The 22351-nt window shown below is 68.4% G+C and carries 17 protein-coding genes and 1 tRNA gene; 10 read left to right on the forward strand and 8 right to left on the reverse strand.

The genetic code is table 11. From position 1 onward, the window contains the following. The first annotated feature begins 18 nt into the window (after positions 1-18). Positions 19-2100: an oxidoreductase gene (locus V5F75_RS04780; RefSeq protein ID WP_394033339.1), complete on the forward strand. Its 2082-nt coding sequence runs from the start codon at positions 19-21 to the stop codon at positions 2098-2100. A gap of 92 nt (positions 2101-2192) precedes the next feature. Here the strand turns inward: V5F75_RS04780 and V5F75_RS04785 are convergent, their stop codons facing one another. From V5F75_RS04785 to V5F75_RS04805, 5 genes are all read right to left on the reverse strand, one after another. After that, on the reverse strand, positions 2193-3098 hold the full coding sequence (locus V5F75_RS04785; protein WP_394033340.1) for a hydroxymethylglutaryl-CoA lyase: 906 nt from the start codon (positions 3096-3098) through the stop codon (positions 2193-2195). Then, positions 3098-5104: an acetyl/propionyl/methylcrotonyl-CoA carboxylase subunit alpha gene (locus V5F75_RS04790; protein WP_394033341.1), complete on the reverse strand. Its 2007-nt coding sequence runs from the start codon at positions 5102-5104 to the stop codon at positions 3098-3100. Before V5F75_RS04790 ends, V5F75_RS04785 begins: the two co-directional genes overlap by 1 nt. Continuing rightward, the gene (locus V5F75_RS04795) at positions 5101-5886 is read right to left on the reverse strand and encodes an enoyl-CoA hydratase/isomerase family protein (RefSeq protein ID WP_394033342.1); all 786 of its coding nucleotides are present in this window, start codon (positions 5884-5886) and stop codon (positions 5101-5103) included. Before V5F75_RS04795 ends, V5F75_RS04790 begins: the two co-directional genes overlap by 4 nt. Before the next feature lie 31 nt (positions 5887-5917). After that, positions 5918-7525, reverse strand: coding sequence for a carboxyl transferase domain-containing protein (locus V5F75_RS04800; protein WP_394033343.1), 1608 nt, complete (start codon positions 7523-7525; stop codon positions 5918-5920). Positions 7526-7772: 247 nt separating this feature from the next. After that, entirely contained in the window at positions 7773-8573 is an 801-nt protein-coding gene (locus tag V5F75_RS04805) for a TetR/AcrR family transcriptional regulator (RefSeq protein ID WP_394033344.1), read from the reverse strand. Between the two features lie 302 nt (positions 8574-8875). On the opposite strand from V5F75_RS04805, the gene V5F75_RS04810 reads away from it, so the two are divergent. From V5F75_RS04810 to V5F75_RS04840, 7 genes are all read left to right on the forward strand, one after another. After that, a complete protein-coding gene (locus tag V5F75_RS04810; protein ID WP_394033345.1) occupies positions 8876-9727 on the forward strand; it encodes an ABC transporter ATP-binding protein in 852 nt (283 codons plus the stop codon). A gap of 8 nt (positions 9728-9735) precedes the next feature. Then, complete coding sequence (locus V5F75_RS04815; protein WP_394033346.1) at positions 9736-11703, forward strand: long-chain fatty acid--CoA ligase; 1968 nt, start codon at positions 9736-9738, stop codon at positions 11701-11703. Between the two features lie 133 nt (positions 11704-11836). Continuing rightward, the gene (locus V5F75_RS04820; protein ID WP_393987504.1) at positions 11837-12730 is read left to right on the forward strand and encodes a branched-chain amino acid ABC transporter permease; all 894 of its coding nucleotides are present in this window, start codon (positions 11837-11839) and stop codon (positions 12728-12730) included. A 4-nt stretch (positions 12731-12734) separates the two neighbouring features. Then, positions 12735-13805 carry a branched-chain amino acid ABC transporter permease gene (locus V5F75_RS04825; protein WP_394033347.1) on the forward strand — a complete coding sequence of 357 codons (1071 nt, stop codon included), beginning with the start codon at positions 12735-12737 and terminating at the stop codon, positions 13803-13805. Between the two features lie 98 nt (positions 13806-13903). Then, entirely contained in the window at positions 13904-15199 is a 1296-nt protein-coding gene (locus tag V5F75_RS04830; protein ID WP_394033348.1) for an ABC transporter substrate-binding protein, read from the forward strand. A gap of 67 nt (positions 15200-15266) precedes the next feature. Then, positions 15267-16106, forward strand: a complete 840-nt coding sequence (locus tag V5F75_RS04835) for an ABC transporter ATP-binding protein (protein WP_394033349.1) — start codon at positions 15267-15269, stop codon at positions 16104-16106. Between the two features lie 50 nt (positions 16107-16156). After that, entirely contained in the window at positions 16157-17401 is a 1245-nt protein-coding gene (locus tag V5F75_RS04840) for a phenylacetate--CoA ligase family protein (protein WP_394033350.1), read from the forward strand. 102 nt (positions 17402-17503) lie between these two features. Here the strand turns inward: V5F75_RS04840 and hemH are convergent, their stop codons facing one another. The 3 genes from hemH to V5F75_RS04855 form a co-directional block, all read right to left on the reverse strand. Then, complete coding sequence (hemH, locus tag V5F75_RS04845) at positions 17504-18547, reverse strand: ferrochelatase (protein WP_394033351.1); 1044 nt, start codon at positions 18545-18547, stop codon at positions 17504-17506. 195 nt (positions 18548-18742) lie between these two features. Then, positions 18743-18817: transfer RNA gene (locus V5F75_RS04850), tRNA-Val, on the reverse strand. Positions 18818-18980: 163 nt separating this feature from the next. After that, positions 18981-19307, reverse strand: a complete 327-nt coding sequence (locus V5F75_RS04855; protein WP_509212170.1) for a response regulator — start codon at positions 19305-19307, stop codon at positions 18981-18983. A gap of 221 nt (positions 19308-19528) precedes the next feature. Here V5F75_RS04855 and V5F75_RS04860 point away from each other — a divergent pair, with 221 nt between their 5' ends. Beyond that, entirely contained in the window at positions 19529-20416 is an 888-nt protein-coding gene (locus V5F75_RS04860; RefSeq protein ID WP_394033352.1) for an N-formylglutamate amidohydrolase, read from the forward strand. A 1139-nt stretch (positions 20417-21555) separates the two neighbouring features. Further along, positions 21556-22338, forward strand: coding sequence for a histidinol-phosphatase (gene hisN, locus V5F75_RS04865; RefSeq protein WP_394033353.1), 783 nt, complete (start codon positions 21556-21558; stop codon positions 22336-22338). Positions 22339-22351: the final 13 nt, after the last annotated feature.

A 22351-nucleotide genomic window follows, 5' to 3' on the forward strand; every position in this document is an offset into this window, starting at 1 on the left:
GCGCCAGGAACAGCTTCGATGCGCGACGCGAGATACGACATCCTGTTCGAGCCCCGGCAGATCGGGCCGCTGACGGCGAAGAACCGCTTCTACCAGGTGCCCCACTGCAACGGCGGCGGCTATCGCGACCCCTCGGCGGCGGCGGCCATGCGGGGCATCAAGGCCGAAGGCGGGTGGGGAGTGATCTTCACCGAGCAGACCGAGATGCACCACACCTCGGAGATCACGCCCTTCATCGAGCTGAGGCTGTGGGAGGACAAGGACATCCCCGCCCTGCGCCGGATGTCGGAGGCGATGAAGACGCACGGGGCGCTGGCCGGCATCCAGCTTGCCTATTCGGGTATCAACGGCCCGAACTTCTACACCAAGGAGGTGCCGCTCGCGCCCTCGGCCCTGCCCATCCGCACCTTCACCAACGATCCGGTGCAGGCCCGCGCCCTGGACCGCACGGACATCCGCAACCTGCGCCGCTGGTTCGTGAACGCTGCGCTGCGCTCCAGGCTCGCCGGCTTCGACCTGATCTGCCTCTACGGCGCGCACGGCTTCGGCATTTTCCAGCACTTCCTCTCGCGCGCCACCAACCAGCGCACGGACGAATACGGCGGCAGCCTGGAGAACCGCTCCCGCTTCGCGCAGGAGGTGGTGGCCGACATCCGCGACGCGGTGGGCGACACCATGGCCGTGACCATGCGCGTGAGCCTCGACGAGACCATCGGCACGCTCGGCTTCTCCAATGCCGAGGTGCGCGACTACGTGGCCATGAACGCGGACCTGCCGGACCTGTGGGACCTCGCCCACGGCGCCTGGGAGGATTGCTCGGGCCCCTCGCGCTTCAAGGAAGAGGGCGCCCAGGAAGCCTTGGTGAAGGGCATCCGCGAGCTGTCGTCCCGTCCCGTCGTGGGGGTGGGCCGCTTCACCTCGCCGGACGTGATGGCGCGCATGATCCGCCAGGGCGTGCTCGATTTCATCGGCTGCGCGCGCCCCTCCATCGCCGATCCCTTCCTGCCGAAGAAGGTGGAGGAAGGCCGGATCGAGGACATCCGCGAGTGCATCGGCTGCAACATCTGCATCACCGGCGACATGACCATGTCCATCAGCCGCTGCACGCAGAACCCCACCTTCATGGAGGAGTGGCGCAAGGGCTGGCACCCCGAGCGGATGAATCCCAAGGGCGAGAGCCATAGCGTGCTGGTGGTGGGCGCGGGGCCGGCGGGCCTGGAGGCCACGCGGGCGCTCGCTCTGCGCGGCTACGACGTGGCGCTGGCCGAGGCCGGCACCGTGCTGGGCGGGCGCCTCGCCCGCGAGCGGCTGCTTCCGGGGCTTTCCGCCTGGGGTCGGGTGGTGGACTACCGCCAGTACCAGATCTCCCAGCGCCCCAATGTGGAGACCTATTTCGACAGCCGCCTCTCGGCCGACGACATCCTCGCCTTCGGCTTCGAGCATGTCGCCATCGCCACCGGCGCGCGCTGGCGCGGTGACGGCGTGGCGCGCCAGCACGTGGTGCCCATGGCCATCGACCCCGCCATGCCCCTGTGGACCCCCGACGACGTGATGGCCGGCGCCCATCCGCAGGATCTCTCCGGCCGGACCATCGTGGTCTATGACGATGACCACTATTACATGGGCGGGGTGATGGCCGAGGTGATGGCGCGGGCGGGCGCGAAGGTGACCCTCGTCACGCCCTCCGCTTATGTCTCGGACTGGACGCGCAACACCCTGGAGCAGGGTGCCATCCATGTGCGCCTCGCCGGGCTCGGGGTCGACATCCGCCTCAATACCGGCGTCACCGCCATCGGAGCGGACGGGGTGGAGACGAACTGCGTCTACACCGATGCCCGCCGGCCGCTGGCGTGCGACGGCGTGGTGATGGTGGCCTCCCGCCTCTCGCAGGACGCCCTTTACCGGGACCTCCTGGCGCGCGAGGCCGAATGGGCCGACGCCGGCATCCGCTCCGTGAAGATCTTCGGCGATGCGGCCGCGCCCGCGCCCATCGCCTGGGCCACCTACGCCGGCCATCGCTACGCCCGCGAGCTGGACACGCCGGACCTGGGCGACGCGCTGCCGTTCCGCCGCGAGGTGACCGAGCTGGGCCCCCTGTGAGGCCAAAGGCCCGCGAGACTTTCCCGCGGGCCGCTCCCCATGGCGCTTCCAGCCGCAGGACGGGGCGGCCGCGTGAGGCGCCGGCCCCGCCCTCAGCCGGCCTTCGCCGCCAGCGCCTGGGCGACGCGTGAAGACGGCGCGCGGCCGAGGGCGGTGGTGATGGCGCGGCCGGCGGCGGCGAGGCGGCCGAGGTCCACGCCGGTCTCCACCCCCAGCCCGTCCAGCATGTAGACGAGGTCCTCGGTGGCGAGGTTGCCGGAGGCGCCCTTGGCATAGGGGCAGCCGCCGAGCCCGGCCACCGCCGCATCCACCGTGGCGATGCCCAGATCCAGGCAGGCGAGCACGTTGGCCAGCGCCTGGCCGTAGGTGTCGTGGAAATGCACGGCGGTGCGCGCGAGGCCGATGTGTTCCGCCACCGCCCGCGCCATGGCCTTGGCCTTGTCCGGCGTGCCGACGCCGATGGTGTCGCCCAGGGACACCTCGTAGCAGCCCATGGCTGCGAGGGTTTCGGCCACCTCCACCACCTTGGCGAGGGGCACCTCGCCCTGGTAGGGGCAACCCAGCACGCAGCTCACATAGCCGCGCACCGCCACCCCGCGCGCCCGCGCCAGGTCCATCACCGGCGCGAAGCGCTCCAGGCTCTCGGCGATGGTGCAGTTGATGTTCCTGGCGGAGAACGCCTCGGAGGCGGCGGCGAACACCGCGACCTCCTCCACGCCGGAGGCGAGCGCCAGCTCCAGCCCCTTCAGGTTGGGGGCGAGCACGGGGTAGCGCACGCCGTCACGCCGCGTGATGCCGGCCAGCACCTCGGCGGTGTCGGCCATCTGCGGCACCCATCGGGGCGAGACGAAGGAGCCGGCCTCGATCGCCCGCAATCCCGCGTCGGCCAGGGCATCGATGAGCGCCACCTTGGCCGCCACCGGCACCAGGCCCGGCTCGTTCTGGAGCCCGTCGCGCGGGCCCACCTCGACGATGCGGACGGAAGCGGGGCGGGCCATCAGGCGTCCTCCAGCACGAGCAGCTCGGCGCCCTCGTCCACGAGGTCACCCACCGCGAAGTTGAGGGCGGTGACGCGCCCGTCGCGCGGGGCGGCCACCGTGTGCTCCATCTTCATGGCCTCCACCACCACCAGCGGCGCGCCCTTGGCCACCTGCTGGCCGGCTTCCACCGCGATGCGGATGATGGTGCCCGGCATGGGCGCCACCAGCCGCCCGGCGGTGCCGGTGGCCGCCAGCGAGGCGAGGCGCGGATCGATGAATTCCAGCGTGAACTCGCCGCCGCGCACGAACACCGTGAGCTGGCTGCCGGCGCGCACCACGCGGGCGGAGAGCTTCACCCCGTCGAGCCGGGCCTGAAGGCGGCCCTCGCCGTCGGCCTCGCCCTCCACGCTCATGCGGCCGCCGGGCAGGTCCAGCAGGAAGCCTTCCGGCTTGAAGTGGGCGCGCACCACCGTGCGGCCCTCCGCGTGCGGATCCTGGAAGGTGAGGTCCACGTGGGCGTCGCGGTTGAGCCGCCAGCCCGGCGCGCGGCCCCAGGGGGAGAAGGGGTCCGCGAGGTCCACCGCCTCGGCCGACTGGCGCGCCTCGTCCTTCAGGATGGCGAGGGCGGCGAGGGCGAGCACGGGGTCCCCCGCCGGCCGGGGTGCGGGCAGCAGGTCCGCCGCGTGGCGGGCGATGAAATTGGTGTCCAGCTCGGCCGCCGCGAAGGCGGGGTGGGTGGCGATGGCCTTCAGGAACACCCGGTTGGTGGCCAGGCCCACCACCTCGGTGGCGGCGAGCGCGGCCTGGAGGCGGCCCACCGCCTCGGAACGGTCGGCGCCGGCCACGATGATCTTGGCGATCATCGGGTCGTAATGGATGGAGACCGTGTCGCCGGCCCGCACGCCGGTGTCGACGCGCGTGCCCGGCACGTGGGCGGGCAGCACCAGATGGTCGAGGGTGCCCACCTGGGGCAGGAAATCCCGCGCCGGGTCCTCCGCATAGAGGCGCACCTCGATGGCGTGCCCCTTCAGCGGGATCTCCTCCTGCCGAAGCGGCAGTGGCGCGCCCTCGGCGACGCGCAATTGCCATTCCACCAGGTCCTGGCCGGTGATGGCCTCCGTCACCGGATGCTCCACCTGGAGCCGGGTGTTCATCTCCATGAAGTAGAAGGCGTCGCCCTCGGCGATGAACTCCACCGTGCCCGCGCCCACGTAGCCCACGGCCCGCGCGGCATCCACCGCGGCCCTGCCCATGGCGGCGCGGCGCTCGGCGCTCATGCCGGGAGCCGGGGCCTCCTCCACCACTTTCTGGTGGCGGCGCTGGATGGAGCAGTCGCGCTCGTGGAGGTAGACGGCATTGCCGTGGCTGTCGGCGAACACCTGCACCTCGATATGGCGCGGGGTGGTGAGATACTTCTCCACCAGCACCCGGTCGTCGCCGAAGGCGCTTTTCGCCTCACGCTGGGCGGAGGCGAGGGCGTCCGGGAACTCGGCGGCGGAGCGCACCACCTTCATGCCCTTGCCGCCGCCGCCGGCGGAGGCCTTGATGAGCACGGGATAGCCGATGCGCGCCGCCTCGCGCGCCAGCAGCGCCGGGTCCTGGTCCTCGCCGTGATAGCCGGGCACGAGGGGCACGCCGGCCTTCTCCATCAGCGCCTTGGCCGCGCTCTTGGAGCCCATGGCGCGGATGGCCGCGGCGGGCGGCCCCACGAACACCAGCCCCGCCTTCTCGCAGGCTTCCGCGAATTCGGCATTCTCCGAGAGGAAGCCGTAGCCGGGGTGGATGGCGTCCGCCCCCGCCTTGCGGGCGGCGTCGAGGATGGCGTCGATCCTCAGGTAGCTCTCGCGGGCCGGGGCGGGGCCGATGGGATAGGCCTCGTCCGCCTCCGCCACATGGAGGGCGTCGGCATCCGCCTGCGAATAGACGGCGACCGTGCCGAGGCCCAGCGCCCGCGCGGTGCGCATGACGCGGACCGCGATCTCGCTCCGGTTGGCGACGAGCAGGGTGCGGATCGCTCGGCTCATGGCGTTTCCCCTTTTCCCCATTGGGCTTTTCGTTTTTCCAGGAAGGCCGAGACGCCCTCCTTGCCATCGGTGCTGGCGCGGATGTCGGCGATGCGCCGGGCGGTGTCCTCGACGACGGCGTCGTCGAGGGGGCGGTCCACGGCGCCGATGAGGTCCTTGGTGGCGGTGAGCGCCGCCGGGCTCGCGGCCTTCAGCGCCTTGAGGTGGCGGGCGAGCGCCGCGTCGAGCTCCGTGGCGGGCACCACCTCGTGCACGAGGCCGAGGGTGCACGCTGTTTCGGCGGAGAAGCGCTCCCCCGTCAGGAAATAGCGTCGCGCCTGCCGGGCGCCCATGGCCCGCACCAGATAGGGGCTGATGACCGCCGGGATGAGGCCGATACGCACCTCGGTCACCGCGAATTCCGCCTCCGGCACCGCCACCACGATGTCGCTGGCGGCGATGAGGCCGGTGGCGCCGGCGAAGGCCGAGGCATGCACCCGCGCCAATGTGGGCTTGGGGGAGAGGTCTATGGTGCGCATGAGGGCGGCCAGCCGGCGCGCGTCCTCCAGATTCTCCGCATGGGAGTAAGAGGCCATGCGGCGCATCCAGTTGAGGTCGCCGCCGGCGCAGAAGCTGCGGCCCTCGGCTTTCAGCAGGATGGCCCACACGCCGGGATCGGCTATGGCGTCCTCATAGGCGCGGGTGAGCGCGGCGATGAGGGCGTCGTCGAAGGCGTTGAGCACCTCGGGCCGGTTGAGGGCGAGGACGCGGACGCCGTCCTCAGTGGCGGTGAGGAGGCTCATGGCTGCCTTCCGGTCGGCTGGAGGGGCGCCATCACATGCGGAACACGCCGAAGCGCGTCTCCTGCTCGGGGGCGTTGAGGGCGGCGGAGAGGGCGAGGGCCAGCACCATGCGGGTGTCGGCCGGGTCGATCACGCCGTCGTCCCACAGGCGGGCGGAGGAATAATAGGGGTGGCCCTGGCGCTCGTACTGGGCGCGGATGGGGGCCTTGAACGCCTCCTCCTCCGCGCCGGTCCATTTGCCGCCGCGCGCCTCGATGCCGTCGCGCTTCACCTGGGCGAGCACGCCGGCCGCCTGCTCGCCGCCCATCACCGAGATGCGGGCATTGGGCCACATCCACAGGAAGCGCGGGTCGAAGGCGCGCCCGCACATGCCGTAATTACCGGCGCCGAAGGAATTGCCGATCACCACCGTGAACTTCGGCACGCTGGCGCACGATACCGCCGTGACGAACTTGGCGCCATCCTTGGCGATGCCGCCGGATTCATACTTCCGCCCCACCATGAAGCCGGTGATGTTCTGCAGGAACACGAGCGGAATGTTGCGCTGGGCGCACAGTTCCACGAAATGCGCGCCCTTCAGGGCGCTCTCGGAAAAGAGAATCCCATTATTGGCGACGATGCCGACGGGGTAGCCGAAGATGCGGGCGAAGCCCGTCACCAGCGTTGGCCCGTAGAGCGGCTTGAACTCGTCGAACTCGGAAGCATCGACGATGCGGGCGATGATCTGCCGGACATCGAAGGGGTGCTTCGGGTCGGCCGAGACGATGCCATAGATCTCCTTTGCATCGTAGAGCGGCGCGCGCGGCTCGCGGATGTCGAGACTGTGCGCCTTGGCGCGGTTGAGGTCCGCCACGATGGACCGGGCGATGCCCAGCGCGTGGGCGTCGTTCTCCGCCATGTGGTCGGCGACGCCGGAGGTGCGGGTGTGCACGTCCGCCCCGCCCAGCTCCTCGGCGGTCACCACCTCGCCGGTGGCGGCCTTCACCAGCGGCGGGCCGCCTAGGAAGATGGTGGCCTGGTTCTTCACCATGACGGACTGGTCGGCCATGGCCGGCACATAGGCGCCGCCCGCCGTGCACGAGCCCATCACCACCGCGATCTGCGGGATGCCTTCGGCGGACATGTTGGCCTGGTTGAAGAAGATGCGGCCGAAATGCTCGCGGTCGGGGAAGACCTCGTCCTGGTTGGGCAGGTTGGCGCCGCCGGAATCCACGAGATAGATGCAGGGCAGGTGGTTTTCGCGCGCGATGGTCTGGGCGCGCAGGTGCTTCTTCACCGTCATGGGATAGTAGGTGCCGCCCTTCACCGTCGCGTCGTTGGCGACGATGACGCACTCGCGGCCCGAGACGCGGCCGATGCCGGTGATGATGCCGGCGGCGGGCACATCGTCCTCGTACATGCCGAAGGCGGCGAGCTGGGAGAGCTCCAGGAACGGGGAGCCGGTGTCCAGCAGGGTGCGGATGCGGTCGCGCGGGAGCAGCTTGCCCCGCTTCAGGTGCCGCTCGCGGGCGACCTCGCCGCCGCCCTCCGACACCTGTTCGACCTTGGCGCGCAGGTCGGCGACGGATTGCTCCAGCGCCTCCCTGTTGCGGCGGAATGCGTCGGAGCGGCGGTCCACCGCATCCTCGATGATCGCCATGAGCGGCCTCGTCCTCAGGGCGCTGGGCCCGTTCGCGTGATGGGAGGACGAGGCTCCGCCGGCACCGCGGGCGCGGCGCCCTGCGCCGGCGGGGAGCCGGCGGCGTTCGGTCGGGGCGTGTCCTCCATGCCGATCGTCGTCGGCTTGGAAACGATCGTACGTTTTTTTCCGTGGGACGCAAGAGGGGGCGGGGCTTCTTTCTGCGCGGGACCGCAGGGGCGCGATGCGGCCCGCGGTCCCCGAGGGCTCAGCCCTGTGCGCGCGCCGCCGGCCGCGGGGCTCCGTTCGCGGTGTCCTTCGCGGCGCTTTTCCGCGCTTTTGCCGTGCTCTTGGCGGGGGCGGTCCTGTCCGGCGCCGCGGCGATCCCCGCCGTGTCCGGGGTGGCGCCGGCGAGGGCGCCGCGCGTTGATTCGCCCGCCGGCGCCGCCTGGAGGGATGCCGCCGCCAGGGCGCCCTGCGCGCCGGTGACGCCGCCCACCACGAGCCCGGTATAGGTCTCCACGATGTCGTCCTGGGACAGGCGGCCCTCGGGCCGGTACCACATGCAGATGCCCGTGAGCATGGAGATGATGGCGTAGGTGGCGACCTTGGGTTCGCTCACCTGGAACACGCCGGCCTCGGCGCCGCGGCGCAGGGTCTCCTCCAAGAGCCCCTCGTAGCGGTGGCGCTGGGCGATGATGACGGCCCGGTGCTCGTCCTCGAGCGAGCGGATCTCCATGTTGGCGATGAAGACGTGGGCCATCCGCGTCATGTGGTAGCGCAGGTGGAAGGCGGTGAATGCCTTCAGCCGGGCGAGGGGGGCCTCGATCCCCGCGAGGTCCGCCTCCGCCTTCGCGAGCAGGTCCTGCATGTGCTCGCGCACGATGTCGAACAGCAGGTTCTGCTTGTTCTCGAAATATTTGTAGAGCGAGCCGGACTGCAGCCCCACCTCGGCCGCGAGCTGCCGGAGGCTCATGGCCTCGTAGCCGTGCCGGTAGATGAGCTTCACGCCGGCCTGGCGGATCGCCTCGGCGGTGCGGGTACCGTTGGAACCGATGGTGCGCGCCATGGCCTTCAGGACGTTGAGCGGCCGGCAGGCCCGGCCCGGGAAACGAGGCCCGCGCGAACGCGCGTGCCTTTTGCTGCGATGCCCGCCAGACTGGTCGCGCCGGCCCGGTGATGCAAGTTCATCCTGCGGCATGAAAAGCCGCTTGACCAGATAAAAAAAGAACGCTTGATTGTTTCCATAAGCCTGACGCAACGATCGGGCACATGCGCCGAGCCAAACGCAAAGCCACTGGCGGAGCGGGGCGCACAAAGCGGGGGAGGGGGCAAAAGCCCGATTCTCCCGTCACATAGGGAGGAACGAGCTTGAGCACCACTTCCGTGGTCCCGCAAGCTGTTGCGGACGCGCGCGCGCTTCTGAGCGTCGAAAACATCTCCTTGCGCTTCGGCGGCCTCAAGGCGCTGACCGACGTGAGCTTCCATGTGAAGCCGGGAGAACTCTTCTCCATCATCGGCCCCAACGGCGCCGGCAAGACCTCCATGCTGAACTGCATCTCGGGCCGCTATACCCCGAGCGAGGGCCGCGTGGTGTTCGACGGCGCGGACGTCACCCGCCTGAAGCCGAACCGGCGGGCCGCCATCGGCATCGGCCGCACGTTCCAGAACCTCGCCCTCTTCAGCCACATGAGCGTGCTCGACAACATCATGGTCGGCCGCCACCATCTGCTGAAGAACAACCTCTTCACCGGAGCCCTCTACTGGTTCGGCGGCGCGCAGAAGGAAGAGCTGGAGCATCGCCGCAAGGTGGAGGAGGTGATCGACTTCCTCGACATCCAGCACGTGCGCAAGGCCACCGCCGGCACCCTCTCCTACGGCCTGCGCAAGCGGGTGGAGCTGGCTCGTGCCGTGGCGCTGGAGCCCAAGCTCATCCTCCTCGACGAGCCCATGGCGGGCATGAACCTGGAAGAGAAGGAGGACATGGCCCGCTACATCGTCGACCTGAACGAGGAGTGGGGCATGACCATCATCATGATCGAGCATGACATGGGGGTGGTGATGGACATCTCCCACCGCGTGATGGTGCTCGATTTCGGCCGCAAGCTGGTGGAGGGCGAGCCCGCCGCCGTGCTGGCCGACCCGCATGTGCGCAAGGCCTATCTCGGCGAGGAAGACCCTCTGCTGGAAGACGAGCCCGAACCCGCCGCCCTTTCCGCGTGAGCGCCGCCATGACGACCGCAATGACCACCGCCGCGACCTCCTCCGCCCGCGACTGGCCGGACGTGACGCAGCATGACACCTTCCCCAAGCTCCTGGCCCACAATGCCGCGCGGCATCCGGGCGACACCTGGCTGAGGGAGAAGGACCTCGGCATCTGGATTTCCTACACCTGGAAGGAGGTCGCCGACCGGGTGGAGGCCATGACGCTCGGCCTCGAAAGCCTGGGCGTCCGGCGCGGCGACGTGGTCGCCCTCCTGGGCGACAACCGTCCCGAGTGGCTGATGGGGGAGATCGCCGCCCATGCGCTCGGCGGCATGAGCCTCGGCATCTACCGGGATGCGCTGGCGGACGAGGTGGCCTATCTCGTCACCTATGCCGACGTGGCCGTGGTGTTCGCCGAGGACGAGGAGCAGGTGGACAAGCTCTTGTCGCTCGACGACAAGATCCCCACCGTCCGCCACATCGTCTATTCGGACCCGCGCGGCATCCGCAAGTACGACGACCCGCGCCTCGTCTCGCTGAAGGCGCTGGAGGAGCGCGGCCGCGCCGTCGCCGCCAAGGATCCGAACCGCTACGCCCGCTTCGTGAGCGTGGGCCAGGGCGCGGATGTCGCCATCCTGTGCACCACCTCGGGCACCACCTCCCACCCCAAGCTCGCCATGCTCACCGCCGGCGCGGTGCTGAAGCATTGCCGCGCCTATCTCGACATGGACCCGCGCGGGCCCACGGACGAATACGTCAGCGTGCTGCAGATGCCGTGGATCATGGAGCAGATCTACGCCTTCGGGCAGGCGCTCATCTCCCGCATGAAGGTGAACTTCGTGGAGGAGCCGGAGACGCTGATGGCCGACATGCGCGAGATCGGCCCCTCCTTCGTGCTGTTCGCGCCGCGGGTGTGGGAGCAGATCGCCGCCGACGTGCGCGCGCGCATGATGGATTCCTCGGCCCTCAAGCGCGCCATGTTCGATCTCGGCATGAAGCTGGGCCTCAAGGCGCTGGACGAGGGCAAGCGCTCGCCGCTGGCGGACTTCATCCTGTTCCGCGCCTTGCGCGACCGGCTGGGCTTCACCCACCTGAAATCGGCGGCCACCGGCGGCGCGGCGCTGGGGCCGGACACCTTCCGCTTCTTCCTCGCCCTGGGCGTGCCCATGCGCCAGCTCTACGGCCAGACCGAAACGCTGGGCGCCTACACGCTCCACAAGGCGGACGACGTGGACTTCGATACGGTCGGCGTGCCGTTCGAGGGGGTGGAGATCCGCATCGAGGATCCTGATCCCAACGGCCTCGGCGAGGTGGTGACGCGCCACCCCAACTGCTTCACCGGCTACTTCCGCAACGATGAGGAGACGAAGAAGTCGTTCGCGGAAGGGGGCTGGATGCGCACCGGCGATGCCGGATACTTCAACGGCAAGGGCCATCTCGTGGTCATCGACCGCGTGCGCGACATGGCGAAGACATCCCACGGCGACCGCTTCTCGCCCCAATACATCGAGAACAAGCTGAAGTTCTCGCCCTATGTGGCGGAGGCGGTGGTGCTGGGCGACAACCGCGACAGCCTCGCCGCGCTCATCTGCATCCGCTTCTCCATCGTCTCGAAGTGGGCGGAGAAGAACCGCATCGCCTTCACCACCTATACGGACCTGTCCTCAAAGCCGGAAGTCATCGCGCTCCTGCGCAAGGAGGTGGAGGAGGTGAACCGGACCCTGGCGGAAAAGCAGCGCATCGGCCGCTTCCTCCTGCTCTACAAGGAGCTGGACGCCGACGATGGCGAGCTGACCCGTACCCGCAAGGTGCGCCGCGGCGTCATCAACGAGCGCTACGGCTCGATCATCGACTCCATGTATGCCGGGGAGAGAGTGATCGACGTGGACACCACCATCACCTTCCAGGACGGCAGCAAGCAGCGGGTGAAGACCACGCTCGACGTGATCGACCTCGGCCCCGAGCCCGCCGGCGGATCGCGGAGGGCGGCGTGATGGCGCGGGCCTTCCATCCGCGCGCGGCCGCGCCTTCCGGCAGCATGCGCACCGCCGGCGCCCCGCCGCGCCGTTCCGGCCTTCTCCCGACCTCTTCCGCCGCGCGGGAGAGGGCTTTTGCGGAGTTCAACTGATGCAATCCCAGCTTCTTCTTCAGCTCATCATCAACGGGCTCATCATCGGCACGCTCTATGGCGTGGTGGGCATGTGCTTCGTGCTCATCTACAAGGCCTCGCAGGTGGTGAACTTCGCCCAGGGCGAGTTCCTGCTCATCGGCGCGTGGGTGTGCTGGTGGCTGCTCACGGCGTGGAACATCCCCTTCTTCTGGGGCTTCCTCATCGCCGTCTGCTTCATGATGGTGTTCGGCATGGCGGTGCAGATGGTGATCCTGCGCCCGCTCATCGGCGAGCCGATCATCTCGGTCATCATGGTGACCATCGGCATGTCCATCTTCTTCCAGGCGCTGATGAAGTGGATGTTCGGCACCTTCGCGCAGCCGTTCCCGCCCATCTTCAGCGTGGACAAGGTGAACGTGCTGGGCCTGCAGGTGCAGACGGCCTATCTCATGTCCACCGGCGTGAGCCTCGCCATCATGGCCGGCTTCGCGTGGTTCTTCAAATATTCGAAGATGGGCCTCGCCATGCGGGCCACCGCCTTCTCGCAGCAGGTGGCGCAGTCGCTCGGCATCTCGGTGCGGCAGGTGTTCGCGCTCTCCTGGGGCATCTCGGCGGCGGTCTCTGCGGTTGCGGGCGTCGTGGTGGGCATGGTGAACGGCGTCTCGTCGGCCCTCTCCTACTTCGGCATCAAGGTGTTCCCGGCGGTCATCCTCGGCGGCCTGGACAGCATCTTCGGCGCGGTGGTGGGCGGGCTCATCGTGGGCCTCCTGGAAAACCTCGGACAGTACGTGGACAGCCAGTTCCTGAAGGTGGGAAATCTCTATGAGATCATTCCCTTCTATGCCCTCATCATCATCCTCATGATCAAGCCTTACGGCCTGTTCGGCACCCGCGACATCGAGAGGGTTTGATCCCATGGCCATCAACACCATGCGCCCGTGCGGCGACTACCGCACCAGCTACAGGGCCGACCAGACCATCTTCCAGACCCGCCTCGCCATGCTGTTCTGCGTGGCGGCGGTGGTGGCCCTGTGCTTCGCGCCCTTCTTCTTCTCCCGCTACGTGCTGAGCCTGTTCATCCAGATCGGATACCTCGGCATCGCGGCCCTGGGGCTGAACATCCTGGTCGGCTTCTCCGGCCAGATCTCCATCGGCCATGCGGTGTTCTTCGGCTTCGGCGGCTTTGCCTCCGCTTATCTCGCCGACAAGGGCGTGCCGGTGCCGCTCGCCATCGTGCTCGCGGGGGCGTGGACCACTGTGGTGGGCCTCATCTTCGGCCTGCCGGCGGCGCGGGTGAAGGGGCTCTACCTCGCCATCGCGACCCTGGCCGCACAGTTCATCCTGCAGGACTTCTTCGTCCGCGCGGAATGGTTCACCGGCGGCACCCACGGCGCCATGGCCGCGCCCTTCACCCTGTTCGGCTACGACCTTTCGGGCGACGACAAATACTTCTACGTGGTGCTGTTCTTCGTGGTGGTCATGTATCTCGGCGCCACCAACCTCATGCGCTCCCGCGACGGGCGGGCGCTGATCGCGGTGCGCGACCATTATCTCTCGGCCGAGATGATGGGCGTGAACCTCGCGAAATACCGCACCATGGCGTTCGGCATCTCGTCCTTCTACGCCGGCATCGGCGGGGCGCTCTATGCCCACTACGTGGGGTTCATGTCGGTGGAGGGGCTCGACATCCTCTTCTCCATCCAGTTCCTGGGCATGATCATCATCGGCGGACTGGGGTCCATCATGGGCTCGCTCATGGGCACCATCTTCATGGTGCTGCTGCCGGAGGCCACCGGCTGGCTCGCCTCCGCGCTCTCGGGCTCGGCCATCGACCACGCGCTGCACCTGAAGGACGGCATCACCTACATGCGCGAGATGCTGATCGGCGCCGCCATCATCCTGTTCCTGATCTTCGAGCCGGACGGCCTTGCCCACCGCTGGCGCCAGATCAAGGCCTACTGGAAGCTTTATCCCTTCTCGTTCTGAGCTTTATGCCGACGGCCCCTGAGAAGAGCTCACGGGCCGTCGGCCGGGCCTGAATACCGACGGCGAACAATCGCCGCGCAAGAGGAAACGCCAAGGAGATGACCATGAGGAAGACCAAAGCCGCCGCCTTCACGCTGGCCTCGACGCTGGCGCTCGCCGCCGCCGCGCCGGCGCTGGCCCAGAACATCAACATCGGCCACCTCGCCGATTATTCGGGCGGCACCTCGGACGTGGGCCAGCCCTACGGCCAGGGCATCCAGGACACCATCGCCTTCATCGACGCCAAGGGCGGCGTGGACGGCAAGAAGATCAATTCCGACTTCAACGAATACGGCTACCAGGTGCCCCGCGCCCTCGCCGCCTTCAAGAAGTGGGTGGGCTCCGACAAGGTGGTCGCCATCCAGGGCTGGGGCACCGCCGACACCGAGGCCCTGGTGGCCATGGTGACCAAGGAGCAGATTCCCTATTTCTCGGGTTCCTACTCGGCCTCCCTCACCGACCCGAAGGGCAAGGTGAACGAGAAGAGCGAGCGCGCCGCGCCCTTCAACTTCTTCTACGGCCCGTCCTATTCCGACTCCGCCCGCGCCATGGTGCAGTGGGCCGCCGACGACTGGAAGGCCAAGGGCAAGCCCGGCAAGCCCAAATGGGTGCACATGGGCGCCAACCACCCCTATCCCAACTCGCCCAAGGCGGCGGCCGAAGCCTATGCCAAGGAGCTGGGCTTCGAGGTGCTGGACCCCATCACCTTCGCCCTCACCCCCGGCGACTACACGCCCCAGTGCCTCACGCTCAAGCAGTCGGGCGCCAACTACGCTTATCTCGGCAATACCGCCGGCTCCAACATCTCGGTGCTGAAGGCCTGCAAGACCGCCGGGGTGGACGTGCAGTTCCTCGGCAATGTGTGGGGCATGGACGAGAACGCCATGAAGGCGGCCGGCGAGGCGGCGAACGGCGTGGTGTTCCCGGTGCGCACCGCCACCACCTGGGCCGGCGATGCGCCCGGCCTCGCCACCGCGCGTGAGATCTCCAAGATCTCCGATCCCTCGGGCAACACCTATCGCCCGGTGCACTACCTCACCGCCATCTGCACCGCCCTCTACATGAAGGAGGCCATGGAGTGGGCGGACAAGCACGGCGGCGTCACCGGGGTCAACATCCGCGACGGCATGTACCAGAAGGCGGACTGGGTGCCGAAGGGCATGGAAGGCGTGTGCAAGCCCTCCACCTGGACCGCGAGCGACCATCGCCCCACCACCAGCGTCGATCTCTACCGCGCCGTCGTCACCGGCCCCACGGACGCCTCCGTGACCGAGCTGGTGAAGAACGGCACCATCAAGCTGGAGAAGGTCACCACCGTGGACCTGCCCCGCAAGACCGAGCTGCAGGGCTGGTGAGCCGGCGGGGCGCCGCCATGGCGCGGCGCCCCTTCCGCCCGCAGGACGACAGATTTTGGAGGCGCCCATGGCCCAAGCCGCATTGAAGCTCGAACCGGCCGCCGAGGCCGGGTCCGCCCCGCTGCTCTCGGTGGACAACATCGAGGTGGTCTATAACGACGTGATCCTGGTGCTGCGCGGCCTCTCGCTGAAGGTGCCGAAGGGCCGGATCGTGGCGCTGCTCGGCTCCAACGGGGCCGGCAAGTCCACCACGCTCAAGGCCATCTCCGGCCTGCTGAAGACCGAGGACGGGGAGATCACCCGCGGCGAGGTCAATTTCCTGGGCGAGAAGATCAACGGCATCGAGCCGGACAGGATCGTGCGGCGCGGCATCTTCCAGGTCATGGAAGGCCGGCGCATCATTTCCGACATGACGGTGCTGGAGAATCTGCGCCTCGGCGCCTTCACCCGGCGCGACAATGAGGTGAAGAGCGATATCGAGCGCGTCTACGAATTCTTCCCGCGCCTCAAGGAGCGCACGGGCCTCGCCGGCTATCTCTCCGGCGGCGAGCAGCAGATGCTGGCCATCGGCCGCGCCATGATGGCCCGCCCCAAGCTCATCCTCATGGACGAGCCCTCCATGGGCCTCTCGCCACTGATGGTGAAGGAGGTGTTCGCCATCATCAAGAAGCTCAACGTGGAGCTGGGAGCCACCATCCTGCTGGTGGAGCAGAACGCGCGGGTGGCGCTCTCCGTGGCGGACTACGGCTACATCATGGAGCAGGGCAAGATCGTGCTCGATGGTACCGCGCAGATGCTGCAGACCAACGAGGACGTGAAGGAATTCTACCTCGGCCAGGGCGGCGGCGAGGAGCGCAAGTCCTTCAAGAACCTCAAGAGCTTCAAGCGCCGCAAAAGGTGGCTGTGAAGCCTCCGCCCCCGCCGTGACGCCATCAAACCTCTTCCGCAGGCCGCGCGATGACCGATCCGAACCGCTATTACGACGCCGCCGAAACCCGCGACCCGCAAGCCCGCGAGGCGGCGCTGCTGGCGGCGCTTTCCGCCCAGGTGGCACACGCCAAGGGCAGGTCGGCCTATTTCGCCGCCTTGTTCCGCGATGTGGAGCCGCAGGCGCTGACCAGTCGCGCCGCGCTGGCGAAGCTCCCCGTCACCCGAAAGTCGGACCTGCTGGAGATCCAGCCCAGGAGCCTGCCTTTCGGCGGGCTGAACGCGGTGCCGCCGGGCAGGCTGTCGCGCATCTTCATGTCGCCGGGGCCGATCTATGATCCGGAAGGGCACGGGCCGGACTTCTGGCGCTTCGCCCGCGCGCTCTACGCGGCCGGCTTCCGGGTCGGGGAGATCGTGCACAATTCCTTCTCCTACCATCTCACCCCGGCGGGCTCGATGATCGAGGGCGGCGCCCATGCGCTGGGCTGCGCGGTGGTGCCGGCGGGCGTGGGGCAGACCGACCTGCAGCTGCGCGCCATCGCCGACATCCGTCCCGACGGCTACGGCGGCACCCCCTCCTTCCTCAAGATCCTGCTCGACAAGGCGCGCGAGAGCGGCACCGACATCTCCTCCCTGAAGAAGGCGCTGGTGACCGGCGAGGCCTTCCTGCCCGCCCACCGGGCCGAGCTGAAGGCGGCCGGCATCACCGCCCGCCAGTGCTACGGCACCGCCGATCTCGGGCTCGTGGCCTATGAGAGCGAGGCGGAGGAGGGGATGATCGTGGACGAGGGCTGCCTCGTGGAGATCCTGCGCCCCGGCACCGGCGATCCGGTGGAGAGCGAGGGGGAGGTGGGGGAGGTGGTCGTCACCCTGTTCGACGCCGACTATCCCCTGGTGCGCTTCGCCACCGGCGATCTCTCGGCGGTGCTGCCGGGCCTGAGCCCCTGCGGGCGCACCAACGTGCGGCTCAGGGGCTGGATGGGCCGGGCCGACCAGGTCACCAAGATCCGCGGCATGTTCGTGCATCCGGTGCAGGTGAGCGCGGCGGTGAAGAAGCATCCCGCCGTGGCCAGGGCGCGCCTCGTGGTGGAGCGGCTTGGCGATGCGGACGACATGCTGCTGGAAGTGGAGGTGGCCGACGCCGCATCCCTCGCGCAGGAGGCGCTGCTGGACGACCTGCGCGCCGCCACCAAGCTGCGCGGCCGCCTCACGCTTCTCGCGCCCGGCACCCTGCCGGCGGACGCCAAGACCATCGAGGACCGCCGCCCGGTGTGACGGCGGGGGCCCGATGAGCCTCCCGACCCGCGCGGCGGCTTGAGGGCTGCCGCGTCGATCGGAAACCGCGGTCCGTGCGGGAGCCCCCGGCTCCTGCTGGGGTCAGCGGTCGATCCAGCCGCCAAGCTCGCGCATCACCACGTCTTCCAGCACGCGCATGCCGGCGGGGCCGTCGTTGAGGCAGGGGATGGCGGCGAACTTCTCGCCGCCATGGGCGAGGAAGATGTCGCGATTCTCGACCCCGATCTCCTCCAGCGTCTCCAGGCAGTCCGCCACGAAACCGGGATTGAAGACGGCGATGCGCTTCACGCCGCTCTCGGCGAGCGCCTTCACGGTGGCGTCGGTATAAGGCTGGAGCCACTCCTCGCGCCCGAATCGCGACTGGAAGGTGAGGCGCAGCCGTTCCTCCCCCATGCCGAGCCGTGCCCGTAGCAGGCGCGCCGTCTTGGCGCACTGGCAGGAATAGGGGTCGCCCTTCAGGTGGTAGGATTTGGGGATGCCGTGGAAGGAGGCGAGAATCACCTCCGGCTCGAAATCCAGCGCGGCGAGGTGGCGCTCCAGGTCCTGCGCCACCGCGTCGATATAGACCGGGTCGTCGTGCCAGGGCGGGGCGATGCGAACCGCCGGCTGCCAGCGCATGGCTTTGAGCGCGTCGAACGCCTTGTCGGCCACGGTGGCGGTGGTGGCGGCGGCATATTGGGGATAGAGCGGCACCACAAGGATGCGCTCGCACCCCGCCTGCTGCAGCGCGCCGAGCCGCTCGGCGATGGAGGGCGCGCCGTAGCGCATGGCGAAATCCACCACCAGGCGCGAATCGCGGCCGGCGAGCATGCCGGAGAGCGTCTCCGCCTGGGCGCGGGTGATGGTGAGGAGCGGGCCCTCGTTCCGCGCGGTGTTCCAGATCTTCGCGTAGTCCCGGCCCTTGGCGGCGGGGCGGCGGGTGAGGATGATGGCGTTGAGCACGAACGCCCACACCAGCGGGTTCACCTCGATCACCCGCCGGTCGGAGAGGAATTCCTTCAGGTAGCGCCGCATGGACCAGTAGTCGGTGCCCGAGGGGGTGCCGAGATTGACGATGAGCACGCCGATGCGCCCGAAGGCGACGGGGGGATGATCGGCGGGAAGCGGGGCGGGGGGCAGGGTCATGGCGGCACCTCTGGCGCGCTGATGCCGCCTGGAGGGGGCGGCGTCAATCGCGTTGTGGACAGGCGCCGGTGTCACGCTCTGAAGGCCGTCGCGTCCTCTCGCGGCCGCTGCCGGACCGGAGGATGGCACGGCGTACGCGCATGCGATGCACGCTTGACACGCGGTTCGGCCGAAGCCTGGATGGTCGGGAAGAAATGGTGGGCGCGACAGGGATCGAACCTGTGACCCCTACGATGTCAACGTAGTGCTCTCCCGCTGAGCTACGCGCCCCACCTGCAGGAGGCGCCTCTATATCGACTTCGCGTCCGCGAAGCAAGGCGCCCGGAATGGTTTTTGAGCGAAGCGGAGCCCGGTTCGCTCAAGGTTCGTGTAACTGCCTGATTTCACCAGCCTTTTCGCGCCTGTGGGAAACGCGAGGGCAGCCGGAGGGTGGTCAGGCGGCGTCCAGCATCTTGCCGACCTCGGACACGAGGTCGCGCAGGTGGAAGGGCTTGGAGAGCACCTTGGCCTCGGCCGGTGCCTCGCCGTCGGCATTCAGCGCGACGGCGGCGAAGCCGGTGATGAACATCACCTTGAGGTCGGGATCGAGCTCGGTGGCGCGGCGCGCCAGCTCTATCCCGTCCATCTCCGGCATCACGATGTCGGTGAGGAGGAGCTCGAACGGCTCCTCGCGCATCCGCTCGTAGGCGGATTTGCCGTTGTCGTAGGAAGCCACCGAATAGCCGGCATTCTGCAGCGCCTTCACGAGGAAGCGCCGCATGTCGTTGTCGTCTTCGGCGAGCAGGATCTTGGACACGCCGTTTCCCCTGATCAATCGTATGCCGCAGTCCCGCCGTCGCGGCCGGAACCCATGTGAATGTCTCGCCCAATCGGGTAAATTCGGAGTGAAAGTGCCGCGCCCCCTTCACAAGCCCCCCTCTCGACGGGCATCATGTAGGCGGAACAAGCATTTAGAATCCTTCCGGAGTTTCACGGCGCGCGATGACTGCCTGCCTCGCCGAGACCATTGATCCCACATTCGAGATCCTGGGGCCGGAGGCCGCCGCCGGGCCGTTCATCTTCAACTCCCCGCATTCGGGCCGCATCTACCCCACGAGCTTCGTGGCGCAGGCGCGATTGGACTTTGCCACGCTGCGCCGGTCCGAGGACAGCTTCGTGGACGAATTATTCGAGGACGTGGTGAACGCCGGCGCGCCGCTGATGCGCGCCCTGTTTCCGCGCTCCTTCCTCGATCTCAACCGTGAGCCCTACGAGCTCGACCCGCGCATGTTCGAGGGGCGGCTGCCGCCCTATTGCAACACGCGCTCGGTGCGGGTGGCGGGCGGGCTCGGCACCATCGCCCGCGTGGTGGGTGACGCGCAGGAGATCTATCCGCGGCGGCTGACGGTGGCGGAGGGGCTCGCGCGCATCGAGGCGTTCTACAAGCCCTACCACCAGACGCTCCGTCGGCTCATCGCCGCCACCCAGCAGCGATTCGGCCTCGCGGTGCTGGTGGACTGCCACTCCATGCCCTCCACCTCCGCCCGTGACGAGACCCTGCGGGCGGACTTCGTGCTCGGCGACCGCTACGGCACGAGCTGCTCCAGCATCGTCACCGCCGCTTTGGAGCGGGAGCTGTCGGCGGCCGGCTACCGGGTGCTGCGCAACAAGCCCTATGCGGGCGGCTACATCACCGAGCACTACGGCAACCCCGCCGCCGGCCTGCACGCGGTGCAGATCGAGGTGAACCGCGCCCTCTACATGGAGGAAGCGCACTATGTGCGCGGCGCGGGCTTCGAGCAGCTGCGATCCGACATCCGCAATGCCATGCCGCGCGTGTTCGCCCAGGTACTTGCGGTGCTCGATACGCCCCGCGCGGCGGCGGAATAGGCCCTTCAAAACCTGCATGCCGGCGGTGACGCGGCTCGTCCTCAACGACGGCCGCGTGACAAGGCTCTGCAAATTTGAAAATGGTGCCTTGCGTTTTTTGAATGGCAGTTATACGAATTTGACGCGGTTGAATTTCCGAGCGCCGCGCGGAAAGGCATTGCCTTAGGCTTGCCGGTGTACAGAAGAATTCCGGTGGGCGCAGGTGTTCGGGCAAGCCTTCGCGCAGGGCGGGCCAGAGGCTCGAAAAGGGCCCTGCAGTCCGGCGATGGCGAAAAAAGTCCGGAGCGGCCTCGCAAAGGAAGGCGCCGACAAAGAAGCGGCGGGGCGAGGCTGAGGGCGGGATCTCGGAAGAGGGTGCCCAAAAAGAAAGGGGCCGTCCGCGTTGGCGAACGGCCCAAGTCTAGGGAGGAAACGCCCAAGGAGGGCAGCGACACAGCGACGCCAATCGCCATGTCGCAATGCACAAATAGCCGAGTGCACTGCCAAAAATCAAGTGCCGGTTTGTCGCATTCCCGTGAATTTCGCCATGTATTTGATTTTTAATATGAAATTTTCCGCCCGAAAGGCGCGGCGAGGCTTTCGGGCGGGCTCCGGCACGGATCTCTCATGTCTTTCGAGCCGAATCGCGTGGCCTCGCCCGCCGGGTCACGCCGTCGGCGCACGCCCTCGCGAGGCGCGAAGCTTCCATGCGGATGTGAGTGGGGGCAGGCGAGCCGTCGGGAGCGGGTGAAACCGGTCCGGGGCTCGGCCAAAAAGAAAGGGGCCGCTGACCCATGGGGAGCGGCCCAAGTCTAGGGAGGAAACGCCCAAGGAGGGCAGCGGCACCGCAACAAGCAATGCCGCGCTGCATCAATATGCGGCTTGCCCATGTGTGCATCAAGGTGCATAGGCGCGGATTGTTTAGGCAGCTATGTGACGCCTAAGCGCTTGGGAAATCCGGGGCTTCCTTTCATCTGCCTAATCTTTAATCGGTTATGCCGCCTTGGCATGCGCGCCGACGCGCCATCGGGCGCCGACTCACACCGATCGCACTTGATCCCGCCCCCCATCCGCTGCATCTCCATGAACGGCCGGGCGGTGCGCCGCCCATTTCCGTTTGCGCGCGTCCCCGCGCGCTCGCCCATCGGAGTGCGCGTATCATGACCGCCGTCGCCATCGACGATTTCGTCCACAAGCTCGCGACCGTGTCGGGGGAGGCGATCCTGCCCTTCTTCCGCACCGCGCTCGGGGTGGAGGACAAGAGCCGGGGCAAGGCGTTCGACCCCGTGACCGAGGCCGACCGCGCCGCCGAGCAGGTGATGCGCCGCCTCATCCGCGAGGCTTTTCCGAGCCACGGCATCATCGGCGAGGAATTCGACAACGTGGCCGCCGACGCGCCCTATGTCTGGGCGCTCGATCCCATCGACGGCACCAAGTCCTTCATCGCCGGCCTGCCCGCCTGGGGCACGCTCATCGGCCTGCTGAAGGAGGGTGACCCGGTCTACGGCATGATGCACCAGCCCTTCATCAAGGAGCGCTTCTTCGGCGACGGCGCCAGCGCGCGCTATCGCGGCCCGGCCGGCGAGCGCGCGCTGAGGGTGCGCGACTGCGGCCGCGTCGAGGATGCCATCCTCTTCACCACCAGCCCGCGCCTCATGAACACGACGGACCGGGCGGCCTTCTCCCGCGTGGAGGAGCAGGCCCGCCTCTCGCGCTACGGCGGCGACTGCTACGCTTACTGCATGCTGGCGGCGGGGCTGGTGGACCTGGTTATCGAAACCGAGCTGAAGGACCACGACATCGTGGCGCTGATCCCCATCATCGAGGGCGCGGGCGGCGTGGTCACCAGCTGGGAGGGCGGCTCGCCGGCGAAGGGCGGGCGCGTGGTGGCGGCCGGCAGCCGCGCGGTGCACGAGCAGGCGCTGCGCATCCTCACCGCCTGAGGCGGGGGGCGCC

The organism is Xanthobacter albus (assembly GCF_043194895.2).
Classification (GTDB): Bacteria; Pseudomonadota; Alphaproteobacteria; order Rhizobiales; family Xanthobacteraceae; genus Xanthobacter.